The sequence below is a fragment of the Bradyrhizobium cenepequi genome (genome assembly GCF_020329485.1).
In the GTDB taxonomy this organism is placed as follows: domain Bacteria; phylum Pseudomonadota; class Alphaproteobacteria; order Rhizobiales; family Xanthobacteraceae; genus Bradyrhizobium; species Bradyrhizobium cenepequi.
In genome coordinates, this window is the sequence record NZ_JAGKJI010000008.1 from 104059 (window position 1) to 123847 (window position 19789).

Genomic DNA, 19789 nt, shown 5'->3' on the forward strand with positions numbered 1-19789 from the left:
TCATGATCGAAGAGAGGTTCGATGCCATCGTGGTTGGCGCGGGAATGGCCGGCAACGCGGCGGCGCTGACGATGGCCAAGCGTGGCATGAAGGTGCTGCAGCTCGAGCGCGGCGAATGTTCCGGATCAAAGAACGTGCAGGGTGCAATCCTCGATGCGGACATCGTGGAACAGCTGATCCCCGATTTCCGCAAGGACGCGCCGCTCGAGCGCCGCCTTGTCGAGCAGCGCTTTTGGATAATGGATAGCCGCTCCCATATCGGGCTGCGCTACCGTTTCAACGACTGCAACGACGAGCGACCGAACCGGTATATCGTCATCCGCGCCCAATTCGACAAATGGTTCTCCCGGAAGGTGAGGGAGGCCGGCGCCACCGTCTTGTGCCAGACTGCCGTTACGAAGCTGGCGCAGAACCGCCGTGGCCGCGTCATTGGTGTGCGTACTGACCGCCAGGAAGGCATAATCCACGCCGATGTAGTGGTGATCGCCGAGGGCGTCAATGGCTTGCTCGGGACGTGTGCGGGCTTGCGCGAGCGGCCGACGCCCGACCAGGTTGCGTTGGAGATCAAGGAAATGCACCTTTTGCCGCGCGAGACGATCGAAGCCCGTTTCAAACTCAAGCGCGACGAAGGGGTCGTGATCGAGGCCGCCGGCACCATCTCGCGCGGCATGACCGGGATGGGTTTCATCTATGCGAACAGGGAGTGCATCTCACTCGGTATCGGCTGCCTCGTCTCCGATCTCCAGCGAACGGGCGAAACGCCTTACGGGCTACTCGACCGCTTCAAGCGTCATCCATCGGTGGTGCCGCTAATCAAGGGCTCAGAGCTCAAGGAATATTCCGCGCACCTCATCCCGAAATGCGACTACAACACCATACCCGAGCTCTACGGCAAGGGCTGGGTGGTGGTCGGGGATGCCGCCGAACTCAACAATACCAGCTATCGCGGGCGTCTGAACGTTGCGATGATCTCTGGGAGAATTGCCGCGGAAGCGATCTTCTCTGTCAAGTCGCGCGGCGGTCGTAGCACGTCGAAGAGTTTTTCACTGTACAAGAAGATGATGAGTGAGTCCTGCGAGGATCCGAAAAAGAAGGATATGCCGGCGCTGATGCATACCCAGCCGGACAACTTTCTCCTCACCTATCCGCAGCTCGTCTCGAAGGCGATCCTGAACTTCGCTCGCATCGGCGGCAGGCCAGAGGCGGAGGAGGAGAAGTCGGACGCAAAATCATTTGGCGATGTGTGGTCATGGACCGGACTCTTCGGCGATGGCTTTCGCTTCCCGCGCGCCTGGCGCTGAATCAACAGTAACTCAAGCAGAAAACATAGACGCCAAAATACGAACTTGGAGCATTCGGTGCGCGTCAAGGACGATCTGTTCTATAGCCGTTATTTGGCCGACGCCGGACCTGCCTATATCAAGGGGGGCCTCACGAGCGAGCCCGTCACTGCAATTAGTCGCTCCTGCTGAAAGCTGCGTCGCGATCGACCTGACAATGCCGGCAGCGCTACGCATGCTTGTGGCGGAGCAGAGGATCTACATGGCGCCGACGCCCGTCCCGTGGATCATCCCAAGGTGGCCGAAGCGGCAGTTACCTCGTGCAGCATGGAGCGCCTGATGCGCATTTGTCGTTCTCGCCTGAACGGGATGCGAAGAAGAGCGAACCGCGATGAATATGTTTGCCATTTCAGCTGCCATCACAACCACTGTGCGCGGCATCGTTGGCTTGGCTACGGTTGGCCTCGCCATTTATTCGTTCTTCAATAAGAAGGCGAGGCTGAGACATTTGGCCGAGTTGAGAAAGACGCTCTATCTTCTTAAGCTCTCTGATCCTGAATACGGCGCGGTTAGGGCACTTTACATCTCGATGGATGCAGAGCGATGGAGTTTTCCTTATTTCGATGCTGGATTAAGCAACTATAGCGGGAGCGCTAATCACAGCGGCTGTGACCACGTTGGCGATCATTCTGGTGGAGGCGGAAATCACCACTGATCATGTGTAAGAACCGGACCGAGCACAGATATTGAATCTCGTTGTCGAGGCGCACCTTCCATTAATGGAACGGTCCGGCCTTGCTCCCGCCCTGCCAGCAACGAATGCTGGCAGGGGCACCGAAGACAAGGCTCGATGCTTCGCCCGGTCAGCGGTTGGGACCGCTGGCTAGTACGGTGTGGCTTGCACGCTTAAAACGCTGTTGGGCCGCTCAGGCCGCGACGGCTTCGCAACTCTCGACGGCTTGGCGGTCCCGGGATAGACGGTGAGTGCCGCGATGATGCCGAGCAAGGCTGCGAACATCAGCCAAAGGCCCGGTGAAGCCTTGTCATCGGTCCGGTCGATTAGCCAAGTCGAGGCGAGTGGCGTAAAGGTGCCAAACAAGGCGGCCGCGAGTGCGAAGGCCAGGGAGAAGCAGGTTGTGCGCACATGCTTCGGCACGATTTCGACAAGAGCGGCCAGCATAGTGCCGCTATAGATGCCGAAGTAGAACGAGAACATCATAGCAACCACCAGCATCTTGCCGAAAGTGGGGGCGCTTACCAGCCAGTGCAATGCCGGATAGGCGGTCACTAACGCAAGGCCGGCCATGGCCAGCAGAACCGGCTTGCGGCCGATTCGGTCAGAGACGGCGCCGCCAATTGGATTCCAGATGAAGTTGGTCACCGCGACCAAGAGCGTCACCAAGAGCGCGTCCTGGGAGGACAGCTTCAACACATTCTTCCCGAATGTGGGCGTGTAAACGGTGACGAAATAGAAGGTCGTTGTGGTCAGGGTCGCAATCATCATGCCGAGGATGACGATACGCCAGTTGGCGAGTGCCGAGGCAAAGACCTCGCGGGCCGTGGGATGCTTCTTCATGGCCAGAAATTCCGGCGTTTCCTCCAGCGTCCGGCGCAGCAAGAAGATAAGCGGAATGATTAGGCAGCCGAGAAAGAACGGGATGCGCCAGCCCCAGGCGGCTACCGTTTCGACCGGCATCGATTCGTTCAGCACGTAACCGACGATCGCCGCGACAAAGATCGCGACCTGCTGGCTGGATGACTGGAACGAGGTGTAGAATCCGCGCTTGCCCGGGGTTGCGATCTCCGACAGGTAGACCGAAACGCCGCCGACTTCGACGCCGGCGGAAAAGCCCTGCAGCAACCTTCCGAGCAGCACGATGATGGGGGCAGCAATGCCGATTGTCGCGTAACTGGGACAGAAGGCGATGATCACGGTGCCTATCGCCATGATTGAGAGCGTAACGATCAGGCCTTGCCGACGGCCGATTTCGTCGATATAGGCTCCGAGCACGATGGCGCCGACCGGACGCATCAAGGCGCCCAGCCAGAACACGCCGAAGGTGTTGAGCAGCGAAGCAGTTTCGCTCTCGGACGGGAAGAACGCCTTCCCAATGGCGCTGGCGTAAAAGCCGAATAGAAAAAAGTCAAACTGCTCGAGGAAGTTGCCGCTAGTCGCACGCAAAATCGCGCCGATGCGCGATTTGACCGTTGGTGCGCGCGGGATGAATGTTTGTGACACTGTGAGTTTTCTCCCTGTCTGAAATGGCCGGTTGCGGAAAAACCTCACGCCAGCCCAACTGCAATTTTAGGCCGGGAATCTGCCATCATAGACGCTACCGACCAACCCGAAAGCGCCTGATCTTTTCGGCAGATTTTCGGCGACTGCCGCACCGTTGCACAGATTTTCAGGATTTGTTGTTCAGCCAGGAGCCAATCGCGGATTAAACGGAATTTTGGCCGATCTTCGGCGACAACACCCATCTGCCGCCAGCGCAATCTTCAAGGCCGCTACACCGGTATGGAAGGAGAACGACCGACAGTCGAAACACAAAATACGCGGTACCTTCGGCGTCACGAACAACCGCCGCCTATCGAAATCGCGACGGTCATCAAAGTGTGCAGCCCACCAGTTTTTCCGGTACTTCGGGTGCCGTTACCACTGTTATCTGTTATCCTCAGGGAGCGCGAGATGAGGTAAGGTGAGTTCACCTTTTCCTTCGGCAACAGCGGTATGTAATTTTTGCGCGGCGGCAGTCAGAACCGGCACGGTTATCGCGGCTTCGCCTGCTAACCGCACGGCGCAATCAATATCCTTTGCCGCATTGGTGATGGATATTGCTAAAACATCCGGTTTTTCGCCCGATACAAAGGCTGCGAAGTTTTGGAATATTCCGCTGTTGGTCGCGCCGCGACTGACCAACGAGCGTAAGGTTGCAAGATCAATGCCGAGGCCCTTGGCAAACTGGCAAGTTTCGGCAGCTACCGCCGCCATGCCCATCGTCATGCTGTTATAGACCGGCTTGAGCCTATGGCCTTGCCCAATATCGCCGACATGGACGATGATCTCGCAAAACACAGCAAGAATCCCGGCAGCGTCATGGAAATTGTTCTCATCCGACCCAACAATGGCGTTGAGACGCCCTTGCTCCGCATGTTCAGGGCTTCGTGTGACGGGGGCATCTATGAAGGGTAAGCCATGCTTTTGAGCCTGTTCGGCCAAAACGAGCGTTGAAGCAGGATAAGACGTTGTGCAGTCAAGTATCAGACTCCGTCGGGGTAAATGCGCGAACAATCCGTGTTGCCCAAGACAGACTGCCTCAACCTTGCGGCTTGAAGGCAAGGACAAAACGACGACATTTACATGCCTGGCCAATTCAGCAATGCAAGCGTGTTCACAAGCACCCATGCCGATTAAACGTTCCGCGCCCGCACGGTTTTTGTTGGCTTTGATATGCAGTTCGGCGCCATGACGCAAAAGGCTGATCCCTATGCCGGTTCCCATACGTCCTGCGCCGATCAGGCCGATCCTTTGTCCCGCTAGTGTAGGCGTTGCGGTTGATAACGGATTTCAGTCATGCTCTCGGCCACTATGCATTTCGAAAAAAGCCGTGCTCTTGCAGAATGCGCAGCAGCTTATGATGGTTATCAATGAGGTAATCCGGCTGCGCCGCCTGTAAACGCGAATCGGAAACAAATCCGCCTGTGATGGCTATGCTGATCAAGCCAAGATTGCGTGCGATATCCGTTTCGACCGGCATGTCCCCGATGATGAAAGTTGACCCGGGGTTCAGACTGTGCGCTTGCATATAAAGGCGAAGCCGTTCGCCTTTGCTCATGCTTTTGTATTGAATAGCGCGGCTTTCAAAGGCCAGAACGTCGTTGACGCAATCGTCGATTCCAAGTCTTCGCAATTGGGCACGAAGAGGTTCGACTATATGGTTGCTGAGAATGATGGTTGAAGCGGCCTGTTGACGTGCCGTTTCCAAAATGCGGCGGGCGCCTTCGCGCAGATCGGCTTTGCTGGCCAGCGGTTCGTAGGTGTCGTGGAAAATAGCGCTGCCATCGCTGTCCACCGTTTCGACGTCGCGTTCCGACATCCCGAGATTGCGGTAAAGGACGGAAAGTGGAACGTCGCACTGGTCCCGAAAAGTTTGCATATCGATGGCAGCGCGGCCGAATCGGCTCAGAATGGCGTTCGTCGTTTGCAGCAAGGCACCGGCATCGTCGAGCAGAGTGCCGTTCCAATCGAATACAAGAGGCGGCTTCATCGTGACCTCGGGCAGCGGATACTTTTGTGAAGGCGAGATCGGTGGTCAAGCTATTCAATCTTTCGTTCGCGCGTTTTTGCCTCCGCAGGAGTTGGCATTTCGAACGTAAAACGGAGATAGATCGATTCCATCATGTCCCTGCGGGAGCAAGGATACGAGAACTTGAGAGGGCAGATAAGTGTGATAGTGGCAGCGCTGATGGATCTGCCCACGATTTTCAACCGCGGGAACCATGTGCTTGAGCTGATCGTAAACCGTCTTTTGTGAACGGCTTGAAGGCAACAGATAAGCGCCTGCAACACCGGACATGAAAAAGAGCTGAGTAGGAGCGAACTGACCTGCGCTCCTGTTGTACGAACGGCCTGTATAGCTCAGGCTGTCTGTAGGCCGGCATTGTTGCAACGAGATGATGTTCGGCATCAAATCCGCCCTTGCATTTTGTCAACCGTGGACGTCGGTTGGACATTACTTTTCTTGCCGTTCCGTGATGCTCAGAGAACCACAAGAAGACTACCATTGATCCAAACAGCGTTATGGGTGCCCAGGAGATCATGAATGCTGTTTGCGAGCAGGTAATTGTACCCTCAATCACGAGCAACGCCCAAGAGCAGAGTAGGAAGCGCTCAGCTTTGATGCCCACTTGTCGCTGTGGCGGCCTGAGACACCCAGGAGATGCCGATCTTCCAGCATCGAGAGCAGACCGGAGATATTTTGATGCAAGAGAGGCACGTGCTTCGTCTCGACGGCTTTCTATCTTGTCGACTGGCTTTAGTATCCTCCGGCTTTCGGGTAAATCTGTGGTGCGATAGTCGTTTTGCTCGACTTACTTGCTTATGGATGTGGGGTTTGTTTGCGCCGAATGATTTCCGTCGCACCATCTTCCACCGAGATCATGGATTCGTTCCAAAGTGCACAATGGTCGCGGCACGATCGAGTGAATGCACGGAACGTCTCGCAGGGGTACTCACTGATCCCTCGATTGTGAGCTGTAGTCCTAATGAGACGGTTCGCTTGCGCGAGATCAAGGCAATTTCCTGAGGACTTCATTAGTGTGGATTGGAGCGAGTGCCCGGGCCGGCACCTGCATTATTCCGGTTGCGAGGTTAGGTACATCGGGTCTCGCTTTCTGCGCTTGACCAGCACTCAACACCGAAGGGAAGATATGCGCGCCTTCACTTTCGCCTGCCCGATCACCAACATGATGGTCCAGAAATGGCTCGATGATGATGCCGACGCGACGGAACGGGAGTTTCAGGGCATTGTTTGCCCCGCTTGTTTGCGGTTGCACTTCATAAGTCGCAAGACTGGAAAGCTGCTGGGACAGAAAGAAGAATGACAGCGCCTCACAGCTCTGGAGTCTCGACTTGTGTGCTTTTCGAGCTGTAGCGGTCACTTCCGTCGCCGAATCCGGTGCAGTTCTTCGGTTCGATCACACGCCTATCGTTCTTGATCCTGTTCGCGGCATTCGGCCTGGCCCGCAGTGCCCCAACATAATTGTAAGCCATGACTGCGACTCCTGAATCGGGCGATGCTGGACAACGGTCGTCTTCAAGCGCCGAGCGTACGAAAGCTAAATTGTAGCGGCTATTTGCCTGACGAACCTGCCGCGACTGAGACTGAGCCGGCTCCGCAAATCTGAACAGGACGATAAGTGGAGTTTCTGCCTGACGGTGGGCAAGATTGGCCCGCGAATCAGGAGAGACGATGAGCAGACGAGCACGCCGGAACCACACGCCGGCTTTCAAGGCGAAGGTGGCGCTTGCCGCGGTCAGGGGCGATCGGACCCTGGCACAATTGGCCGAGCAGTTCGATGTCCACCCCAACCAGATCACCGCATGGAAGGCGCAGCTTGAGGGCGGCGCCGCCGAAGTGTTCGGTCCAGGGGGCGGCAATGCCGCGACGCTACCGGCCGTCGACGTGAAGTCGCTGCATGCCAAGATCGGGGAGCTGACGCTGGAGAACGATTTTTTAGAAGGAGCGCTCACCAAGGCGGGATTGCTGAGCGCAAAGCGATGATCGACCGTGAGCACGATCTGCCGATCACCAGGCAGGTGGAAGTTTTGAAGATCAGCCGCGGCAGCGTCTATTACCTGCCGCGTCCGGTGTCGCCCGGCGACCTTGCGCTCATGCGGCGGCTCGACCGGCTGCATCTGGAGTTTCCTTTTGCCGGTTCGCGCATGTTGCGAGGCCTGCTGGCTGCCGAGGGGTGCAAGATCGGCCGCCGGCATGTCAAAACGCTGATGCGGCGGATGGGGATAGAGGCGCTGTACCGCCGTCCACGCACCACCAAGCCCGAGCCCGGCCACAAGATCTATCGATATCTGTTGCGCGGCATGGAGATCACGCGCCCGAACCAGGTCTGGGCGATGGACATCACCTACATCCCGATGGCGCGCGGCTTCGTCTATCTGGCCGTGGTGCTCGACTGGTTCAGCCGCCGGGTGCTGTCGTGGCGCGTCTCGATTACGATGGAAGCCGCATTCTGCGTCGAGACACTGGAGGATGCCCTCGCTCGCCACGGCAAGCCGGACATGTTCAACACCGACCAGGGTTCGCAGTTCACGGGCGCGGCGTTCACCGGCGCGCTCGCCAGCAACGGCATCGCCATCAGCATGGACGGCAAAGGAGCTTGGCGGGACAACGTGTTCGTCGAGCAGCTGTGGCGCAGCGTCAAATACGAGGAGGTATACCTGCGTGCCTACGACAGCGTGTCCGACGCCCGCGCCTCGATCGGCCGATACCTCGACTTTTACAATGGCCGGCGTCCACACGCGAGCCTTGACGACAGCACACCGGATCAAGCCTACTTCAACCCGCTGCCAATCCGCATGGCGGCCTAACCCCGGCAGACCCTCCACTTATCGGTGCGGAGATTCTGTTCAGACAACCGGGACCAGCTCACTGGCGCAGCCCCAGGCGTGCCGACAAGGACCTTGGTACGAGCCTTGCTTGATGAGGGGAAAGACCATGTGCTTCGCCCCGAGCCGGCGGATTCCTTCTGCCTTGGGGTCTGGCTCCAGACATGGATGTCTTCAACCGAACACGGTTGAACACAACAACACGCAGCGTCAAACGACGACGGTAACGATCGTTGTCTTTGAAGGAGAAATAGCGTCCTCGATCGTTTTTTAACCCAAGAAACTCTCTCTCTGCATAACCGGGGTTCAAATGACGTCTTCCCTTGCTTCTCCCTTTAAATTGCATCAGCCTGCGGAGATACCAGTTGACGAGTGCTTGGCTCACCAAGCTCGGGCTCTGTTCGGCCCCCATCCGTTCGCTGCGGAGATGTCTAAAGATCAGGTTGCCAGCCTGCTACCTGAATACTTCGCGATGTCACAAGCGTTCCCGTACCTGCAAGCGGGATCGCAAAAGGATCTCATATTCGACGCAATACATCGTAATCGGGACCTTCCGAGGGACGTTGAGCTGACCAGTGTGGTCGCAAATTTTATCTGCTGGGATGAGACGGGAGGTCATAGTCGGGTTCTCCAAGGCGGCAATGCTGCACTACCCAATATTCTGGACACAGAAAACTTCCACTCAAAGCTCTTTAGAAAGGATGCGTCGCGACTACTTGGCCGAGCAATACAGCCTAACTACAGCGCCAGAACGGGCCAGTACCTGCGTGCGCTATATCATGGCTTGTCGTCGAGAGACCCGATAGTGCGTTGCGCCTCCATGGTAGCGTTTGAGCTACATGCTGCGGAAATGATCCAGGCACTTTGGATCACGTTGGTCAAAACCTTTGATGCTCGGTCTGACGATCTTGAGTATTTCCGGGTCCATGTGGGCGGCGAGGATCCCGCGGAGAGATATCACGGAGAGATGACAAGCCGGCTTATTAGCGAATTGGTCCCGGCCGACTGCAATAGCCGTTTCTTAGATGAATTTGATCGTGCGTATCGTCTCAGCTTAGAGTGGTGTCGCAATCTGATCCGAACCGCTTCGCTTGACGGAGATGGTCGACCGGAAGTTGAACACCGTGGCCGCTGTCACTGTGGTTCTGTCAAGTTTTACGTCCGAGCGCCAGAGGAGATCTCTGCAGTGAAGTGCAATTGCTCAATCTGCCAAATGTCCGGATTTCTGCACATGCTCGTTCCCGACGACAAGTTCAGGATTGAGTGCGGCGAAGAATTCCTAACTACGTACCAGTTCAATAAGAACATCGCTCGGCACACGTTTTGTCGGGTTTGCGGCGTAAAGCCATTTTATCGGCCGCGATCGAATCCGTCAGGATTCAGCGTAAATGTTCAATGCCTAGATAAAACGACGATCGAAAGCATAAAAATAGATGATTTCGACGGCGAGAATTGGGAGCAGGAGATCCGCTCGCTGCAGGCGGACTAGAAGACCCCTTAAGTTCGAATTTTCGAGTGAAACCGAAAGGCGCACAATGAGTGATAAACTTGGCCTGCTTTCAGAAGATGCCCTCGCGAAGTACCGCTCAGAGTTGAGTGATAAAGGTACGGTCCTGGTTGCCCCCGAGACGCTGTTCACCAAAGATGAGTTGGCTAGGATCGATCAGCTGCAGTCCGATATTCCCGAAGAGGAGGTTCAGAAGGGAGATGCCGGCGATTCTCACAATGTTTTTGTAAAACGAGTGCGGCTGGATCACCCCGGCCGTCATCCTAGCAACGTGAATGGTACAGCTTCAGCGCAGATCATCGAATTACTTGAAAGGACAGAGCGGGTCTCTGCGCTCAGGAAGATCTTTGGATCTTCATCGGAGTACATCATTCGCCGATGCCAAATGCATCGCATGCCGCCTGGGTCCTTTGTTGGCATCCATTTGGATGCTAAGAGCGACCCTGACTTCGAGTATTCTGTGATTGTTCAGCTCGCGAGAGATTTCGAGGGCGGTGAGTTCGTCGTATATCCAACCGAGCGTGAACCCCAAGTGTTTCGCCCACTGCAGGGAACCGTACTTATCACCACATGTAGGTTCCAGCATGAGGTAAGGCAGGTGCACGCCGGGGAGCGTTGGTCACTGGTCTACTTTTGTTCAAAATACCGCGGTGCGAACCGCCGGATGATCGAAAAGCCGGCTGTTGGCGCATGAGGTCCTAGTGTTCTGAACCGGAAATTCGCGACATTACGCCGCCGCTTATCCGGCAAGGGTATCGAGCATGCGCTCGAACTGAAGGGCTGGCTCCCAGCCGCTGTCAAAGCGGCTGGCAGTCGCGAAGCTTCGCCAACAGCGATCGCTCCACGGCCTTGTTGTTTGTCCGCCCGCGCCTGAGGCGCGGACAAAGCCGGTCTCCATGTCGTACTCGTCGACGGCAACGTCTCGGGATATCCGCAGCATGGTGGTACCAGCAATGGGCGCGCCCGGAGCCACCAAGCACGCACGTCAACAGCGCGGCGTCATGACGTCGATGGCCGGGACAAGCCCGGCCACAAGGGTGCGCCTTATCAGTTCGACTTCGGCGCCGGAGCGGCGGCAGGCTGCGCCGCGGCTTGCGGAGCGCGGCCGACGATGACGGTGAGGAGGCCCTGGCCCCACAGCCGCTTCGCCGCCTGTTTCGTATCATCCAGCGTCACCGCATCGACGATCGCGTTGCGCTTCTCGATATAGTCGATCGGCAGCTTGTCCTGCTGATATTGCAGCAGCGCCTGAGCGAGCTTGGAGGAGGTGTCGAGCGCCAGCATCTGCGAGCCCTTGAGGTACGACTTGGCCTCGTCGAGCTCCTTCTGCGTCGGGCCCTCCTCGGCGATGCGGCGCACCTCCTTCTCGATGGCATCGATAGTGTCGCCGGCGCGGTCGGCGCGCGTGCCGGTATTGCCGATGAACAGCGCGGAGTGCTCCATCCAGCGCAGCGATTCGAACACCGAATAGGCGAGACCCCGCTTCTCGCGCACTTCGCGATAGAGCCGGGAGGACAACGCGCCGCCGCCCAGGATGTGGTTGACGACATAGGCCGCCATGAAGTTCGGATCGCTGCGCTTGAAGCCCGGACCGCCGAAGGTAATCACGGTCTGCGGCACGTCGAGCGGCACGAAGGCGCGTTGTGGCGGCTTGGCAGCTACAATATCAGGGACCGGCGTGAGGTTGGCCTTGGCGGGCAGGCTGCCGAAGGTGTGGTCGAGCAGCTTGCCGAGGGTGGCGGGATCAACGTCCCCGACGACCGCGACCTTCAGCGTATCCTTGGCAAGCATGCGGCCGACGTAATCCTTCAGGTCAGCGATCGTGATGGTCGGTACGCTGTCCAGCGTGCCGTTGGTCTGCCGCCCGTAGGGATGATCGCCAAAGGCGATCTCCAGGAATTTGCGGCTTGCCAGCGAGGTCGGGTTGGTGGTCTCGCGGCGCAGCCCCGAGATGACCTGCGAGCGGATGCGCTCGACATCAACGGTGTTGAAATGCGGTGAAGTCAGCGCCATCCGCAACAGGTCGAAGGCCTCGTCCTTGTTGTCGCGCAGCATGCGCAGGCTGCCGCGGAAGGTGTCGCGGTTGGCACTGAAGCTGAGCTTGATGGCACGGCGGTCCAGACGTTCGTGGAAGGTCTTGGAGTCGAGTTCGCCGGAGCCCTCGTCGAGGAGATCGCCGACCAGATTGGCGACGCCCGGCTTGTCCTTGGGATCCTGGGCCGAGCCACCTGCAAACGAATATTCCATGGCGATCAGCGGCACCGTCGCGTCCTGGACGAACCAGGCCTCGATGCCGCCCGGCGAGACGAGGTACTGGATCTTAGCGGCGGCCTCGGACGGCGTAACCGCGGCGAGCGCCAGCGCAGCGCCGGTGAGGAACGACAGTGCGATATGTCGCGCGCGAAGGAAGGGATGGGTCACGAACGCTTCTCCTCGCGCTTGGCGGTAGCGGTGTCCTTGATCAGATAGCCAGTCACCGAGCGCTTCTTCTCGAGCCATTTTTGTGCGGCGGCGCGAACCTGCTCGGCGGTGACGGCGCGGATGCGGTCCGGCTGGCTTCCGATGTCTTCGATGGAAAGACCAGTGGTCAGCGCGCCGCCGTACCGATACGCCAGCACTGCCTGATTGTCCTGGGCGTAGATCGCTTCAGCGATCAGCTGGGTCTTGGCCCGCTCCAGATCTTCGGCGCGGATCGGGTTCTGCACAACGTCGGCGATGACGCCGTCGATCACCTGCTCGACCTCAGCGAAGCTGACGCCGGATTTCGGCGCGGCCGAGATCGAGAACTGCGTCGGATCGAGCGAAATGCTCGAATAGCTGGCGCCGGCGGAGACCGCGAGCGGACGATCGACGACGAGGGCGCGATAGAGATAGGAGTTGCTGCCGCTGCCCATCAACTGCGCCAGCACGTCGAGGGCCGCGCTCTCGCCGGCCGCGGCTGTCGTCGCCGAGGGCACCAGATAGTAGCGGCGCATGCTGGGCTGCTCGACGCGCGGATCGGACAGCGTCACGGTGCGCGGGGCGGCCGGCTCCGGCTCCTGCGGGCGAATGCGCCGCGCAGGGATCGCGGGTTGCGCCGGGATCGGGCCGAAATTGCGTTCGACGAGCGGACGCAGGTCAGCGGCCTCGACGTCGCCGGCGATCACCAGGATCGCGTTGTTGGGCGCATAGAAGCGGCGGTAGAACGCCAGCGCATCCTCGCGGTTGAGCTTCTCGATCTCCTGGTGCCAGCCGATCACCGGCCGGCCGTAGGGCTGGTTGAGATAGAGCGCGGTCATGATCTGCTCGTTCAGCCGCGCGTCGGGGCTATTGGCAACCCGCATGTTATATTCCTCCAGCACGACATCGCGCTCGGGCAGCACGTTGTCGTCCTTGAGCACGAGGCCGGTCATGCGATCGGCCTCGAGCTCCATCATGGTCGGCAACTGCTCGCGTGGGACGCGCTGGAAGTAGCTGGTGTAATCAACTGAGGTGAAAGCGTTTTCGTTGCCCCCGACGCGAAACACGGTCTGGGAAAATTCGCCGAGTGCATGCTTGTAGGTGCCCTTGAACATTAGATGTTCAAGGAAATGGGCGAGCCCCGATTTGCCGGGCGTCTCGTCGGCCGAGCCGACCTTGTACCAGATCATCTCCGTGACCACGGGCGTGCGGTGGTCGGGGATCACCACGACCTGGAGGCCGTTACTGAGCGTGAAGCTGGTCGGCGGAGCCGACGTGACCGCGGTCTGGGCAAACGCGCCGCCGGTGGAGAGACTGCAACTCGTGAGCAGTGCAGCAACAAGACAAGCCGCCGATCGGTATGAGGACATCGGGATACGTGTAAACACCCGAGCCCAAAGGTCCCAGGAGAAAGCACGATAGGGTGACTGGTATTTTGCCCCGGCGTTGTCACCGACATAGTTCGTCAGCTGCTGGATCGGCATGGCCCTTCAAAAGCTCCATTGCAGTTCGTTTGGTATAAGGAATGAGGTGATGAACGAATTTCATCTCTCGGTTGCTCTATACTCTCCGATAATCCGATCGAGAGAGCCTATGCTTTTCCGCGGGACTATGGTCGGTCCAACGCGATTCGCATAACCCAAAGCATTACCCGTGCCAAAGAAAAAACTCTTTTAAATACAACGGGGGCACCCGAACCAGCTATGTCGCGTCTCCAACACCGTCGTACATCGGACAATGCCAATCGACATTGACCCGTTGCGGGCCGCGTCGACAAGAGCGCTCCGCTCATCGAAGTGCTCTTCACGCTGCTTTCCATCGAGTCACCCCTGAATTCAATGGTCGTTCCGGTCGCCCTTTTCCCGGCCGCAATTGGTCGTTGATCGTGATGACGTCGCCAGCCTTGAGCGTCGGCCAACGCAGTCTTCGGAGAAAAAGACTCATCGCGAGATCCGAAGCACGCACGAGCGCAAAAATCCGCGGATCGTTGGCCTGGATCAGGAGCAGTAAACGCCCTGGAAAGCCTTCCACATGATGCGACCCATTAGAGCTCGCGCGCATGGCGAAGGAAGGCGGGCTGTCGGTCTCAAGGATGCAGCGCATCTGGCGGGCCTTCAGGTGCAGCCTCACCCGATGGACACGTTCAAGCTCACGACCGACCCGGATCTCGTGGCCAGGGCGGTACAATACTCAAGCCCAGGCATCGTAATGTCGCGAATTTCTGGTTCGGGACACTAGCTAGATAGAACGAATTGGGATGGCGTCCGAATGAGGTCTATTGATGCAGGCCGGCACTCTCTAACGAGATGAATCAGTACTCGACGCACGAAGATATTTTGTCGTCTTCATCGCCGTTCGTTATCGTCAGGTCAAATGCCGTCGACGCTCAGCACCGATAGACCCCTTGCTATGAAACGCTGCCATCGGAATTCTCTATAGTGTGACCGGATCAAAGGCTCTCTGGGAAATTATCAGCTCGACTGGAGCATTCTTCAAGCCAAGCGAACCTCTGGTTGCTGGGTGGAGTATCGGCTTCACCTCAATGAGAGGGAACGCGAACCACTACGCCGTGACGGTCGAAACTTTGACGCTCATTTCCGGGGAAGCTATCGTACATCCAGCCGATCTACCTAACGACTTTGATCAACCGAGGAATGGGGGCCAAACACCGCGGAATTGAGTGCCGGAGCCGATGCATCGCTCCGGCATTCTGTTGCTCCGCGCGTCGAGGCCCCAAGACTAAACCGTTTGCACGCGTACCAACGTGACGAGATTGGTGCGCCGAACAACTTGGGTTTGGAATGGAAGATTCCACAGTGCTGCGAACGGCCAGTCAACTTGGAAGAGAGTGCTTTGCGATCTCCTCAGGGCGCCTCCTGGGCTTCATAGGGGTTTGATCTACCCGCAGAGAGACCAAGCAGACATTCACGTCCCGGCGGCAAGTACTAGATTTCAGCGCATGGTTGGGAATAGGGATGTTCAAGTTCGAACGAATGGACCGAAGAAGCATCCTAAAGAGCTGGAAATACGGCGCAGTGATCCCAATCAGAGCATCGTCAATAGTCGATGCTCCAAATTCCGGCCCACCAGCCTGTCGCGCGCGATCACGAGGCACTCTACCGTACCTGCCTCTTGATCGGCGGCAAGCGGAATGACGCCTTCCTTGTGTGTGCTATCGAATAGCAATCCCTCATCGACCAAATAATCAACCGCCATTCGGAGCGAGCTTAGTCGAACGTTCCGCACAGAGGAAATCACGTAGGAACGGGAATAGTCGGGTCCTAGCAACCGGTCAGCAATGCTGTGCAACACCGAGCCCCCGCCCCACCGACCGTTCGCTTCATTAAACAGCAGCCGCCCGTCAATCGAGAAAATGGCGTCTATGTTGATCATTCCGCAGTATCCCAACGTCCGCGCAAGCTCTACAAATCGATAGGCGTGCGCGTAAGCGGTCGCGCATTGCTCATTGCTCAGGTCGCTTGGAAGCTCTAGTCCGGTCCAGACGAGAGCTCTTTCGGATCGATCTTCGCTTGGACGCAGACGTATGTTCCCGCTGTTGACGTATTCGATTGAACCGTTTTCCTCGATTTCAAACTCAAGGTAGAACAGAGAACGAGCCAAGTGGTACGATTCGACGACCACCGTTTTGCACGACGGGGTTGTCATCTCATACCAAAGTGCGTCAGGATCAAACGACGGCCAAAGGACTCGCCGGGTGTCTCTTGCCCCAGGTAGTGGAGCGCTCTCCTTGCCGGTTAATATGACATTTCCAACCCCGCCGGCTCCATTGTCTAACTTTACAATCACGCTGCCGGTTTCAGACCTCAGGGAAGTGACCGCTCTGAATAATTCGTCTGAGCTTGTTGTCACGCATCCGCTGGGCAGCGGAAGTGCGACACTTGCTGCCAATTGACGGAAGTGGCTCTTGCGGTTCAATAGATCAGGCCCTCGCTGCAGAGCGAAGTCGTCCCCGTTCTGCGGTATGCCGAGCATCGCGGCTAAGCGAGCAACGCCTTCAGTAGAGTAGCAGGCACATAGTTTCCAATGTGTTTTCTGACCGATGTGGCGGCTGAGTTGTTCAACAACTGTATTGGACTGCAGAGTGAAATCACTAAGGATTGTCTCGTGCGCGTTTTCTGGCGCGAGCACCAAGACGGTCGAGGGGTCAAACTTAAGCGTCGCGCCAACGTAGTGTAGCAGGTCAGTTGGGATCGCTACCGGAGAGACAATTAGGTCGCCCGCTTGTGCGAACCATACGGAGCGCCAAGCCGATTTGGCGGCAAGCAAAAGTTGGATTGCCGTCAGATCGGCGCCCGACATTTGGGCGGTACCGGCATTCATAATTAGGATCCGCGGCATCAACTAGCTCCGGGGTATTTGGCATATTTGGAGGCAGTCCCGCACTACGATGAACGTGCGCCAGCGTATTCGTGTAGAACAGTTGACCGAAACGACTTCCGTGAGCTTGAGACGCAAGATCGCCTGCGGATGGCAAGGGAGTTATTGCTTAGCGCCAAACCGTCGATACTCAATTGCTGCCTCCTTGCTGGCTTGATCGCGCATCGAGCTCTTTCAGCATAAAATGCTGGATTTTACCCAGCGCGGTTCGCGGCAATTCTGCCGTGAAGATGATTTCGCGCGGCGTTTTGAAGTGGGCGAGCTGCGACTGCACATGCGCGGTCAGTGCTTCCGCGTCAATCCCAGCCCCCGACCGCCTGATCACGTAGGCGACCGGCACTTCATCCCAGCGCGGATCTGGCCGACCGACGACTGCGCATTCTGCAACATCGGGATGCTCCATAAGCACACGCTCGACTTCCGCCGGATAGATGTTTTCTCCGCCGGAAATGATCAGATTCTTTTTGCGATCATGGACCCAAAAATATCCATCGGCGTCGCGGCGGCCTATGTCACCAGTGTGATACCAGCCGTTATGCAGCGCCTCGCGCGTTGCTTGTTGATTGCCCCAATACTCGCAGAAGACATGAGGTCCGCGCACTGCGATCTCACCCGGGGTGCCTGGCGGCAGCTTGTTGCCGGCATTATCGATGATTGCCGCTTCGCAGCACAGGCCGGGCAGGCCAGTCGTACCCCCACGCGTGAGATCGCCGCCGAGTCTCGTATAGACAGCAATTGGGCAGGTCTCCGTGGAGCCATACACCTGCAGCACCGGTACGCCGCGTGCGACAAAGCGTTCGATCAGGTGCTGCGGCACCATGGTTGAGCCGGTGGAAATTGCTCTGAGTGAGGTTAGGTCGGTGGTCGACCACTGAGGATGGTCGGTCAGGGCTTGAATCGTGGCAGGCACCAGCACGGCTAGCGTAGGCCGGTCGCACTCGAACGCGGCAACCGTCGCCTCTGGCGTAAACCGAGTGTGGATCGTGACCGTCGCGCCCTGATGCAGCGCCGGCGTGGTCTGGATATTGAGGCCGCCGACGTGGAACAGTGGCAACACTGTCAAGACATGGTCAGCCGAGGTGAGTCCATGCATGTGCTGACTCATAACCCCATTCCACAGCAAGGCCTCTTGGCGGAGCACAGCGCCTTTCGGCCGTCCTGTGGTGCCCGAGGTATAGACGATCAGAAGCGGGCAGGACAGGTCCGTGTGCGGATTGCGACCATCGCCGCGCCCTCGGTCTAGCAGGCCATCCCACGTGCTTCCGCCGAGGGGCGCAAAATCGAAGCCGACGACGAAGATATCTGGCAGTTGCTCCGCCAGCGCCGGCAGGAGTGCCTCGAAGGCGTGTTCGACCACCAGCACCTTGGCGGCGGCGTCGGACAGGATGAAGAGCTGCTCGGCGACCGCAAGCCTCCAGTTCAATGGCACGAGCATTGCGCCGAGCCGTGCGCAGGCATACAGCAGCACCAGGTAGTCAGGCCGGTTAAGGCTAAGGATCGCGACGCGATCGCCTCTCCCGACACTGAGTTGGCTCTTTAGGGCGCGCGCGACCTGCTCGATCCGTCGATTGAAGACGGCGTAGCTTAAGGTCTCGCCCTCGAAATGGATCGCGGGCTTGTCGGGAGCGAACGCCGCGTTGCGCTCAATCAGCGTGCAGAGATCAACCATCAGTCTTCCGCTTTCCCTGGCTTGCACACTACTTCCCTCCCGAAGCGGCCAATGAGAGCTCCTCAACGTCCCTCGGAAGGTGTCGATGACCGCGTTGTTGTCTTAGATGAGGCGCCTCCGGTCAGGTATCTGCAAAACGGTGCAGCTTGTGACGATGTCATGAGGCTCAGGTACGGTGGAATGTAATCCGAGGACTCAAAGTGTAGGCTCTTGCTCACGTCCGTCAGTTTTGCTCGACAGGGGCTCCGTGCATCCGACAATGGTGATAAGCGCACCATGAGGAGATTTTGCTGCGCGATCTGCTCAATACAGGCTCGCCACACATATAGGCGGCTCTGGGATCCCCATCTTTGAAGCCGATAATGGCTCGGCATTGGCCTTCAGTGTGATTGACTAGCAAGACCGTCTTGGAGCCGTCAGGTCTTTTCACATTGCCGCTCCGAGATACGGGGCAATCTCTCGCAATGTCGCGCCGATCATGGCGAGCGAAAGTTGCCGCCAAAGCTCCTTGGGAACTTCTGCAGCCCGATCGACCTTTGTGCGATGTTGTCGCCATACCAGCTCCCAGGGATCTGTGCGCACACGACAAAACCACGTTCCTCGGATTGAGCGCGGCGCGGCCGGAAACCGGCGCCACCTACTTTGAGATCGTACAATCTGACGCCACGTGCGATTCAAGTCCCTTTGGGGGCCGTCGTGTGAATATGTCCAAACTCCGAGGCCTCCAGGAGCAGCGACGATACGAAAACTGAAAAAAGCACCGCCATTTCCTCAAAGGATCTGGCCCGAGCCGGGCTAGCGTTGCCGGCGCCAAGGCCTTGAGGCGCCGTCTTTGTGAGCAGCGCAGCTGATGCGCTGAGTTTCCCGTTCAGGGCTGATCTTCTCGCTGCCATGATGCTGTTCGCTTCTGGGTAAGAAGCCGAGCTGCCAGAGGAGTCGCTATCGAGACAGAGTAATTACTGGTGTCACTTGCATGCAGGGCAGGAACTTGCTGGATGCGAGCTGCCTCGGATTTTTCCGATCAGAACCTTCTTACGATGTGTGCGCGAATCGCATTTGCTTTGGCGTCAATCCAGCCGCGCTCGCGCGCGCTTGCGACCATCTTGGCGTAGGCCGCTTCCCAGGTTTCGTTGTCCTTGGGGCAGCCAGGCAGGATAGGCACTAAATCAATAGGCACCAGCGCATTGTCGTGGTCAACAAGCGTGATCCATTTCAAGTCTGAAGGCTTAGCGGCAAGTGGGCCCTTCAAGACGAGCTCAAACCTGCAAAAATCGAAGGGCTCCGCCAGTTGCACTCCCGTCTCGGGCGAGTATTCTATGATCACGACGCGGCCCCTTCATTGTGACTTTTCAACATGAGCCTAGCCGTAG

17 protein-coding genes are annotated in these 19789 nt (G+C 57.8%); 6 read left to right on the forward strand and 11 right to left on the reverse strand.

Annotation, left to right across the window (positions count from 1 at the left end; genetic code table 11):
- Positions 1 to 2: 2 nt before the first annotated feature.
- Both J6497_RS12205 and J6497_RS12210 read left to right on the forward strand, forming a co-directional pair.
- Positions 3 to 1301, forward strand: a complete 1299-nt coding sequence (locus tag J6497_RS12205; protein WP_225704504.1) for an FAD-dependent oxidoreductase — start codon at positions 3 to 5, stop codon at positions 1299 to 1301.
- Positions 1302 to 1671: 370 nt separating this feature from the next.
- Positions 1672 to 1995: a hypothetical protein gene (locus tag J6497_RS12210; protein WP_225704505.1), complete on the forward strand. Its 324-nt coding sequence runs from the start codon at positions 1672 to 1674 to the stop codon at positions 1993 to 1995.
- A 168-nt stretch (positions 1996 to 2163) separates the two neighbouring features.
- Here J6497_RS12210 and J6497_RS12215 read toward each other — a convergent pair whose 3' ends face one another.
- The 5 genes from J6497_RS12215 to J6497_RS12235 form a co-directional block, all read right to left on the reverse strand.
- Positions 2164 to 3519: an MFS transporter gene (locus J6497_RS12215; protein ID WP_225704506.1), complete on the reverse strand. Its 1356-nt coding sequence runs from the start codon at positions 3517 to 3519 to the stop codon at positions 2164 to 2166.
- Positions 3520 to 3563: 44 nt separating this feature from the next.
- Entirely contained in the window at positions 3564 to 3761 is a 198-nt protein-coding gene (locus J6497_RS12220) for a hypothetical protein (protein ID WP_225704507.1), read from the reverse strand.
- A gap of 181 nt (positions 3762 to 3942) precedes the next feature.
- Positions 3943 to 4806: an NAD(P)-dependent oxidoreductase gene (locus J6497_RS12225; protein WP_225704578.1), complete on the reverse strand. Its 864-nt coding sequence runs from the start codon at positions 4804 to 4806 to the stop codon at positions 3943 to 3945.
- Positions 4807 to 4867: 61 nt separating this feature from the next.
- Entirely contained in the window at positions 4868 to 5548 is a 681-nt protein-coding gene (locus J6497_RS12230; RefSeq protein ID WP_225704508.1) for an HAD family hydrolase, read from the reverse strand.
- A 54-nt stretch (positions 5549 to 5602) separates the two neighbouring features.
- The gene (locus tag J6497_RS12235; protein ID WP_225704509.1) at positions 5603 to 5968 is read right to left on the reverse strand and encodes a hypothetical protein; all 366 of its coding nucleotides are present in this window, start codon (positions 5966 to 5968) and stop codon (positions 5603 to 5605) included.
- A gap of 742 nt (positions 5969 to 6710) precedes the next feature.
- Between J6497_RS12235 and J6497_RS12240 the strand changes: the two genes are divergently transcribed.
- From J6497_RS12240 to J6497_RS12255, 4 genes are all read left to right on the forward strand, one after another.
- The gene (locus J6497_RS12240; RefSeq protein ID WP_225704510.1) at positions 6711 to 6884 is read left to right on the forward strand and encodes a hypothetical protein; all 174 of its coding nucleotides are present in this window, start codon (positions 6711 to 6713) and stop codon (positions 6882 to 6884) included.
- A 368-nt stretch (positions 6885 to 7252) separates the two neighbouring features.
- Positions 7253 to 8388 (forward strand): IS3 family transposase gene (locus J6497_RS12245; protein ID WP_225704511.1). Its coding sequence is split into 2 segments (ribosomal slippage): positions 7253 to 7511 and positions 7511 to 8388, totalling 1137 coding nucleotides; the frame shifts between segments, so codons are not numbered across the junction.
- Between the two features lie 328 nt (positions 8389 to 8716).
- Complete coding sequence (locus J6497_RS12250; protein WP_225704512.1) at positions 8717 to 9895, forward strand: GFA family protein; 1179 nt, start codon at positions 8717 to 8719, stop codon at positions 9893 to 9895.
- Positions 9896 to 9941: 46 nt separating this feature from the next.
- Entirely contained in the window at positions 9942 to 10607 is a 666-nt protein-coding gene (locus J6497_RS12255) for a 2OG-Fe(II) oxygenase (protein ID WP_225704513.1), read from the forward strand.
- Positions 10608 to 10960: 353 nt separating this feature from the next.
- Here J6497_RS12255 and J6497_RS12265 read toward each other — a convergent pair whose 3' ends face one another.
- From J6497_RS12265 to J6497_RS12290, 6 genes are all read right to left on the reverse strand, one after another.
- Positions 10961 to 12334: a M16 family metallopeptidase gene (locus tag J6497_RS12265; protein WP_225704514.1), complete on the reverse strand. Its 1374-nt coding sequence runs from the start codon at positions 12332 to 12334 to the stop codon at positions 10961 to 10963.
- Positions 12331 to 13722: a M16 family metallopeptidase gene (locus J6497_RS12270; protein WP_225704579.1), complete on the reverse strand. Its 1392-nt coding sequence runs from the start codon at positions 13720 to 13722 to the stop codon at positions 12331 to 12333. Before J6497_RS12270 ends, J6497_RS12265 begins: the two co-directional genes overlap by 4 nt.
- A 433-nt stretch (positions 13723 to 14155) precedes the next feature.
- Complete coding sequence (locus J6497_RS12275) at positions 14156 to 14482, reverse strand: hypothetical protein (protein ID WP_225704515.1); 327 nt, start codon at positions 14480 to 14482, stop codon at positions 14156 to 14158.
- Between the two features lie 915 nt (positions 14483 to 15397).
- Positions 15398 to 16693, reverse strand: coding sequence for a preATP grasp domain-containing protein (locus tag J6497_RS12280; RefSeq protein ID WP_225704516.1), 1296 nt, complete (start codon positions 16691 to 16693; stop codon positions 15398 to 15400).
- A 187-nt stretch (positions 16694 to 16880) separates the two neighbouring features.
- Positions 16881 to 18419 carry a class I adenylate-forming enzyme family protein gene (locus J6497_RS12285; protein ID WP_225704517.1) on the reverse strand — a complete coding sequence of 513 codons (1539 nt, stop codon included), beginning with the start codon at positions 18417 to 18419 and terminating at the stop codon, positions 16881 to 16883.
- Between the two features lie 1021 nt (positions 18420 to 19440).
- Entirely contained in the window at positions 19441 to 19713 is a 273-nt protein-coding gene (locus tag J6497_RS12290) for a hypothetical protein (protein WP_225704518.1), read from the reverse strand.
- Positions 19714 to 19789 lie beyond the last annotated feature (76 nt).

What these genes read in the sequence shown, in the direction of transcription:
- J6497_RS12250 (WP_225704512.1), top strand. Translation starts at nt 8,717, where the DNA reads ATGACGTCTTCCCTTGCTTCTCCCTTTAAATTGCATCAGCCTGCGGAG.
- J6497_RS12280 (WP_225704516.1), bottom strand. Translation starts at nt 16,693, where the DNA reads ATGAATGCCGGTACCGCCCAAATGTCGGGCGCCGATCTGACGGCAATC.
- J6497_RS12220 (WP_225704507.1), bottom strand. Translation starts at nt 3,761, where the DNA reads ATGGGTGTTGTCGCCGAAGATCGGCCAAAATTCCGTTTAATCCGCGAT.
- J6497_RS12285 (WP_225704517.1), bottom strand. Translation starts at nt 18,419, where the DNA reads ATGGTTGATCTCTGCACGCTGATTGAGCGCAACGCGGCGTTCGCTCCC.
- J6497_RS12270 (WP_225704579.1), bottom strand. Translation starts at nt 13,722, where the DNA reads ATGTCCTCATACCGATCGGCGGCTTGTCTTGTTGCTGCACTGCTCACG.
- J6497_RS12205 (WP_225704504.1), top strand. Translation starts at nt 3, where the DNA reads ATGATCGAAGAGAGGTTCGATGCCATCGTGGTTGGCGCGGGAATGGCC.
- J6497_RS12240 (WP_225704510.1), top strand. Translation starts at nt 6,711, where the DNA reads ATGCGCGCCTTCACTTTCGCCTGCCCGATCACCAACATGATGGTCCAG.
- J6497_RS12210 (WP_225704505.1), top strand. Translation starts at nt 1,672, where the DNA reads ATGAATATGTTTGCCATTTCAGCTGCCATCACAACCACTGTGCGCGGC.
- J6497_RS12235 (WP_225704509.1), bottom strand. Translation starts at nt 5,968, where the DNA reads ATGCCGAACATCATCTCGTTGCAACAATGCCGGCCTACAGACAGCCTG.
- J6497_RS12230 (WP_225704508.1), bottom strand. Translation starts at nt 5,548, where the DNA reads ATGAAGCCGCCTCTTGTATTCGATTGGAACGGCACTCTGCTCGACGAT.
- J6497_RS12255 (WP_225704513.1), top strand. Translation starts at nt 9,942, where the DNA reads ATGAGTGATAAACTTGGCCTGCTTTCAGAAGATGCCCTCGCGAAGTAC.